Origin of the sequence: Mesorhizobium sp. M0862, assembly GCF_040319795.1 — a bacterium.
GTDB lineage: Bacteria > Pseudomonadota > Alphaproteobacteria > Rhizobiales > Rhizobiaceae > Mesorhizobium.
Genome location: NZ_JAMYOJ010000050.1, coordinates 1 through 6,529, shown reverse-complemented (window position 1 = coordinate 6,529; position 6,529 = coordinate 1). Strand labels below are relative to the sequence as shown.

Below are 6,529 nucleotides of genomic sequence, written 5' to 3'. Positions count from 1 at the left end.
TCTCGGCTCTCTGCGTAGCTCTCTTCCACAGCTCCCGCCCTGCTGGCTGGCCGCTGGGTGGTGGGCGCTGGCGGGGCCCCCCCCCGCCGCCCCCCCCCCCCCCCCACGGCTCCCCTACTTCGCGTTCGGGTTCGGCATCCAGGCCGGCATGGCGACATCGGCATGGGCGAATTGCGGCAGCTTGGCCGACAGGTCCTCCATGTTCTTGATGTCCTTGTCGATCAGGTCCTTCTGGGTGATCAGCGTCGGCGGCACGATGACGTTGTGGCCGGGATCTTCACCTGCGAGCAGCTGCGCCAGCGCGCGCACCGAGACCTGGCCGACGACGGCAGGGTTGGTGGCGGCGGTGGCGGCCCAGGCGCTGTCGGTCTCGCGCATGGCCGCGATGTCCGAGGTAGAGATGTCGGCGGAGTAGATCTTGATCTTCTTGTTCAGCCCCGCCTCGTCGACGGCGATCTTCACACCCTTGGCGAACTCGTCATAGGGCGCGAACATCACATTGATGTCGGGATGCGCCTGCAGCACCGAGCGCGCCTGGTTGGCGACCGAGTTGGCGATCGGGTTGTCGAGCGTGCCGAACATCGCGACTTCCTTGATGCCGGCATGTTTCTTCTTCACGTCGACCCAGGTCTCGTTGCGGCGGTCGAGCGGCGCGATGCCAGCGACATAGACATAGCCGGCGTTCCAGCTCTCGCCATTGTCCTTGACCGCCTGCTCGAGCGCCAGGCGCGCAAGGTCCTTGTCGGACTGTTCGATCTGCGGGATCTTGGGGTTTTCGACATTGACGTCGAAGGCGACGACCTTGATGCCGGCATCGACCGCGCGCTGGGCGGCGTCCTTCATCGATTCCGTCAGGCCGTGCTGGATGATGATGCCCTGCACGCCGAGTGCGATGGCCTGGTCGACCATGTCGGATTGAAGGGCGGCGTCCTGGCGGCTGTCGAGCACGCGCAGATCGATGCCGAGCGCCTTGGACTGGGACTCGACGCCCGAGAGATAGGCCTGGAAGAAATCGCCGGTCGAGAGATAGCGCACCAGCGCGATCTTGACGCCGGGCTTGTCGAACGGCGCCGGCTTGTCGGCGGCAAAGGCCGGGACCTGCATCAGCATTGTTGCGCCGGCCAATCCGAGCGCGACCTTCCCCAAAAGTCGTCTTGTGATGTTCACGTTCTTTCCTCCGTTTGTTGAACCCAAAACTGTCCCGGCAGCCATTCTATCTCCTGCCCCGGCCGGAAAGGGCGAAGGTAAAGACAAGGGCGACGACGAGAACCACGCCCTTGACGAAATCCTGCGTGTAGTAAGGCGCGTTCATCATCGTCAGGCCTTGCAGCAGGATGCCGACGAACAGCGCGCCGATGGCGGTGCCGAAGGCGTTCGGCTTGGCGGCGCCGAGCACCGCGTAGCCGATCAGCGCCGCGGCAACCGCATCGAGCAGCAGATTATTACCCGACGCGATGTCACCGCGTCCAAGCCGTGCGGCCAGCAAAATCCCGCCGATCGAGGCAAAAACTCCTGAAATGACGTAGGCCCAGATTTTGTATGCCTTGACAGGCGCGCCGGCGAGTTCGGCGGCCCGTTCATTGCTGCCCACGGCATACATCATGCGGCCGAAGCGTGTGTATTCGAGGAAGAACCAGATCAGCACGGCGAGCACGATCAGCACGACCACCGAGACCGGAATGAGGTTCGGGATGAAGAAGTCGAAGCGGTGGCGGCCGAGCGCCAGGAAGGCGTCGGAGAATTTGCCGTTGGCGACCGAGCCGTCCGGCATTGTCATACCGGTGGCGATGGAGCGTCCTTCAGTCGGGATGCGCTGGAGGCCGACGAGCAGGAACATCATGCCGAGCGTCGCCAGCAGATCGGGCACGCGCATATAGACGATCAGCCAGCCATTGATGAGGCCGACAAGGGCGCCGATGAGCAGGCAGATGAGGACAGCGACGACCACGTTCTGCTCCAGCACCACCATGACATAGGCAGCCGCCATCATGGCCGATGTGGCAACCGAGCCGATCGAGAGATCGAAGCCGCCGACAACCAGTGTGGCGGTGACGCCCAGCGCCAGCACGCCGGTGATGGCGACCGACTGGAAAATGAAGACGGCACTTTGCGGCGAGACGAACCCGTCGGCGGCGATGGCGAAATACGCGATCAGCCCGAACAGAAGCACGATAAACCCATAGCGGATGGCGTAATCGCGCAGCGTCATTCAGCGCCCGCCGTCAATACCCAACTCAAACCCGTGCACTCCATTCCAACCTTCAGTTCTTCAATCATCGTGGCTCAGGCCGCACTGTGCAACGGCCCGCCCGCGACTTCGGCCAGCAGACGGTCGAGATCGACATTGGCGTTGCGGTGTTCGCCGACGATGGTCTGCTCGGACATCACCAATATGCGATCGGCCGTCTCCAGTGCCTCGTCGAGTTCGGTGACGAACAGCAGCGTGGCGCGGCCATTGGCGCTGGCCCTCAGCTTGGCGGCGATGTCGCGCCTGGCGGAGATATCGACGCCCTGGAACGGTTCGTCGAGAATGAACAATCGGGCGTCCTGCGCCATCCAGCGGGCCACCATCACCTTCTGCTGGTTGCCGCCCGAGAGAGTGGTCATCTCGTCCTTCTCCGAGCGGCAGACGATGCCGAGATCCTCGATCTGCCGGCGGGCAATAGTGCGTTCAAGGCCGCGTTTGAGAACTGAAAAGCGCGACATGCGCTTGTGGAAGGGCAGACTGATGTTTTCCTGGATGTTGAAGCCGCCGACGATGCCGTTTTCGCCACGGTCCTTGGCGACCAGAAACACGCCGGCGGCGATGGCTTCGCCCGTCGACCCAGGCGCATAGGGCTTGCCATATAAAGTCATCGTGCCGGACAGCGGCTTGCGCAGGCCGAACAGCGTCTCGGCGAGCGCGGTCTTGCCGACGCCAACGAGGCCGGTGATGGCAACGACCTCGCCGTCGCCGAGCGTCAGCGAGAATGGCCGGGCACCAGGGGCGATGCGCAAGGCATCGACGGTCAGGATCGGCTTGGCAGAACTCCTGGCTTCGATGCGGTCAAGATGGATCTTGCGGCCGAGCATGGCGTTAACGGCACCCTCATAGTCGAGAGGCTTGCTATCGAAGACGCCTGAGATGACGCCATCGCGCATCGAGACGATGCGGTCGGCCAGCCGCCTGATATCCGACATGCGATGCGAGATGTAGAGGATGGCGACGCCCTGCTCGCGCAAGCGGTCGAGCAGCGCAAACAGCCGGTCGGCCTCGGCGCTGGACAGCGACGAGGTCGGCTCGTCGAGGATCAGCACTTTCGGCTGGTGCGCCATGGCGCGCGCGATGGCCACCATCTGGCGATCGGCCAGCGACAGGTCGCTGATGCTGGCCTTGAGGTCGATGGCGAGCCCCATGCGGTCGGCCACCGCTTTGGCTTCGCGGCGCACCCGGCCGGGGTTGAACAGCAGCGGCGCGCCCTTGCCGCTCAGCCGGTCGAGCGTCAGATTGGTGGCGACATCGAGATCGGCGACGACGCCGTCATTGATGTTTTGGTGCACGGTAACGACACCGGCGCGGATCGCCTCTGCCGGCGTGTTCGGCGCAAAGTTGCCGCCAGCGAGGTGCATGATGCCGCCGTCATGGTCGTAGACGCCGCTGATGATTTTGACGAGGGTGGACTTGCCGGCGCCGTTGGCGCCCATCAGCACAGTGATCTCACCGGCATGCAATTCGAGCGAGACGCCGCCAAGCACCTCGATATGGCCGAAGGATTTCCTCAGCCCGTCCACGCGGAACACGGCATCATTGCCCATTCGTTCCTCCCTGACGATGACGCTATGGGCTACGTCATCAATTGTCAACTCGATTGACAATTGCCAGTCAGCTTCCTAGCTTGGCCTCACCGCCATCGCTCCACTATGATTGGAGCGAGCAAGCGGGAGGGTGAGGAATGACTGCGAAATTGCCGTTTGAAGCACTGTCGGTGGAGACGCTTGCAACGCGCCTCGGTACGAACGAAGCGCTGTGCGCCAAAATCGGCAAGGGCCCTTGGAAGGTGCGCGAGGTCGGCGACGGCAATCTGAACCTCGTCTTCATCGTCGAAGGCGGCTCGGGTGCGGCGGTCGTCAAGCAAGCCCTGCCCTATGTTCGCCTCGTCGGCGACAGCTGGCCGCTGCCCTTGAAACGTTCCTTCTTCGAATATCACGCGCTGACGCGGCAAGAGGCGCGCGCGCCGGGTTCGGTGCCGGCGATCCTCCATTTCGACGAAGCCCAGGCGCTGATCATCATGGAATATCTGGCGCCGCCGCACATCATCCTGCGCCGTGCCCTGATCGGCGGCCGCGAGTTGCCAAATATCGCCCGCGACATCGGCCTGTTCATGGCCCGCACTTTGTTCCGCGGCTCTGATCTCTCCATGCCCACCAAGGACCGCAAGGCCGACCTGGCGCTGTTTGCCGACAATGTCGAGCTCTGCGGCATCACCGAAGACCTGGTGTTTTCCGACCCCTATTTCGATGCCAAGCTGAACCGGCATACGTCGCCGCAACTGGACGGCCTGGTTGCCGAACTGCGTGCCGACCGCGACCTCAAGGTCGAAGCGCAGCGGCTGAAGCATATCTTCGCCGCCAATGCCGAGACGCTGCTGCATGGCGACCTGCATTCGGGCTCGATCATGGTCACCGACACCGAGACGCGGATGATCGATCCGGAATTCGCCTTCTACGGTCCGATGGCCTTCGACGTCGGCATGCTGCTCGCCAATTTCTGGATGTCCTACTTCTCGCAGCGCGGCCATGAACACAAGGGCAAGCGTGACGCCATGCGTGCCTATCTGCTCGGGGTGACCAATGACACCTGGACGGTGTTCCGCGCCGAGTTCTCGCATCTATGGCGCACCGAGCGCACCGGCATGCTTTACCAGAAGAGCCTGTTCGAGGATCAGGGCGACATTCTCGCCTCGGAGCAGGCGCTCGACCATGTGCTGCACCAGATCTGGACCGACCTCTTGGGCTTTGCCGGCATCGAGGTGCACCGGCGCATCCTCGGCCTCGCCCACAATGCCGATTTCGAGACCATCGAGGACGAGGATCTGCGAGCCTCCTGCGAGGCCAAGGCGCTGAAATTCGGCCGTCACATCGCCGTCAACCGGCGCCAGATTCACGGCATGGACGAGGTCAATAATCTGGCCGCTTTGATCGAACGGGAGAGCAGGATTTGAACGTCGGCGAGCGCCACTACCGCACCATCTGGCTGAGCGACGACCAGCGTTCGGTCGAGATCATCGACCAGCGCTGGCTGCCGCACGAGTTCCGGGTCGAGACGATCGGGAGCGTTGCCGGCATCGCCACCGCGATCCGTGACATGTGGGTTCGTGGCGCGCCGCTGATCGGCGTCACCGCGGCCTACGGCGTCGCCATCCAGATGGCGGACGATCCGTCTGACGAAGCGCTCGACGCGGTCTGGGAGACGCTGCACAAGACGCGGCCGACTGCGATCAATCTACGCTGGGCACTGGACGAGATGCGGCGGTTCCTCAGGCCGATCGTATTGGGACAGCGCGCGGAGGCGGCCTATAAGCGCGCCGCGGAAATCGCCGACGAGGATGTCGATCTCAATCGCGCCATCGGCGAGAACGGGCTTGCCATCATCAAGGAGATCGCGGCACGCAAGAAGCCGGGCGAGCCGGTCAACATCCTCACCCATTGCAACGCCGGTTGGCTGGCGACGGTCGATTACGGCACCGCCACGTCGCCGATCTATCTCGCCGTCGAGGCCGGCATTCCGGTCCATGTCTATGTCGACGAGACGCGCCCGCGCAACCAGGGCGCCCAGCTGACCGCCTGGGAGATGGCCGGCCACGGCGTGCCGCACACGCTGATCGTCGACAATGCCGGCGGCCATCTGATGCAGCGTGGCGCGGTCGACATGGTGATCGTGGGCACCGACCGCACCACGGCCAATGGCGACGTCTGCAACAAGATCGGCACCTATCTCAAGGCGCTCGCCGCCTCCGATAATGAGGTGCCCTTCTACGTCGCTCTGCCCTCGCCGACCATCGACTGGACAGTGGGTGATGGCCTCACCGAAATCCCGATCGAGGAACGCTCCGGTGACGAGGTGTCGCTGGTCTGGGGCAAGACGGCGGACGGCAAGATCGCGCAGGTTCGGGTTTCGCCCGAAGCGACGCCGGCGGCCAATCCGGCGTTCGATGTGACGCCGGCACGGCTGGTGACGGGGCTGATCACCGAGCGCGGTGTGGCCAAGGCTTCGCGCGAAGGGTTGAAGGCGATGTTCCCCGAACGCGGATAATCTCCCCCCTTGAGGGGGAGATGTCGCCAAAGGCGACAGAGGGGTCGGCGCGTCCTGACGCGACCTCCCAGCACCGACAGATGATGCTAGCGCTCCAGTCGAACCGACCCCCTCTGGCCTGCCGGCCATCTCCCCCTCAATGGGGTTGTGTGCGTCAAGTTCTGCAAAATGGGGCAGCCATGATGCTGGTCATGCGGCTTGGCGCAGAGCGAGCTTCTTGTGCTCGCGCAGGTCGTC

5 protein-coding genes are annotated in these 6,529 nt (G+C 63.8%); 2 read left to right on the top strand and 3 right to left on the bottom strand.

Going from position 1 to position 6,529, the window contains the following annotated elements:
* Positions 1-114: 114 nt before the first annotated feature.
* From NKI15_RS31835 to NKI15_RS31825, 3 genes are all read right to left on the bottom strand, one after another.
* On the bottom strand, positions 115-1,167 hold the full coding sequence (locus NKI15_RS31835; protein ID WP_023692173.1) for a substrate-binding domain-containing protein: 1,053 nt from the start codon (positions 1,165-1,167) through the stop codon (positions 115-117).
* Between the two features lie 46 nt (positions 1,168-1,213).
* Positions 1,214-2,209, bottom strand: a complete 996-nt coding sequence (locus tag NKI15_RS31830) for an ABC transporter permease (RefSeq protein WP_023668572.1) — start codon at positions 2,207-2,209, stop codon at positions 1,214-1,216.
* A 74-nt stretch (positions 2,210-2,283) separates the two neighbouring features.
* Positions 2,284-3,795 carry a sugar ABC transporter ATP-binding protein gene (locus tag NKI15_RS31825; protein WP_352514457.1) on the bottom strand — a complete coding sequence of 504 codons (1,512 nt, stop codon included), beginning with the start codon at positions 3,793-3,795 and terminating at the stop codon, positions 2,284-2,286.
* Positions 3,796-3,932: 137 nt separating this feature from the next.
* On the opposite strand from NKI15_RS31825, the gene mtnK reads away from it, so the two are divergent.
* Complete coding sequence (mtnK, locus tag NKI15_RS31820) at positions 3,933-5,201, top strand: S-methyl-5-thioribose kinase (protein WP_352514456.1); 1,269 nt, start codon at positions 3,933-3,935, stop codon at positions 5,199-5,201.
* A complete protein-coding gene (mtnA, locus tag NKI15_RS31815; RefSeq protein ID WP_023668575.1) occupies positions 5,198-6,292 on the top strand; it encodes an S-methyl-5-thioribose-1-phosphate isomerase in 1,095 nt (364 codons plus the stop codon). The genes mtnK and mtnA overlap by 4 nt, the downstream gene beginning before the upstream one ends.
* The last annotated feature ends 237 nt before the right edge of the window (positions 6,293-6,529 follow it).

Excerpts from the sequence above, each read along its gene's own strand:
- NKI15_RS31830 (WP_023668572.1), bottom strand. The coding sequence starts at position 2,209 with ATGACGCTGCGCGATTACGCCATCCGCTATGGGTTTATCGTGCTTCTG.
- NKI15_RS31825 (WP_352514457.1), bottom strand. The coding sequence starts at position 3,795 with ATGGGCAATGATGCCGTGTTCCGCGTGGACGGGCTGAGGAAATCCTTC.
- mtnK (WP_352514456.1), top strand. The coding sequence starts at position 3,933 with ATGACTGCGAAATTGCCGTTTGAAGCACTGTCGGTGGAGACGCTTGCA.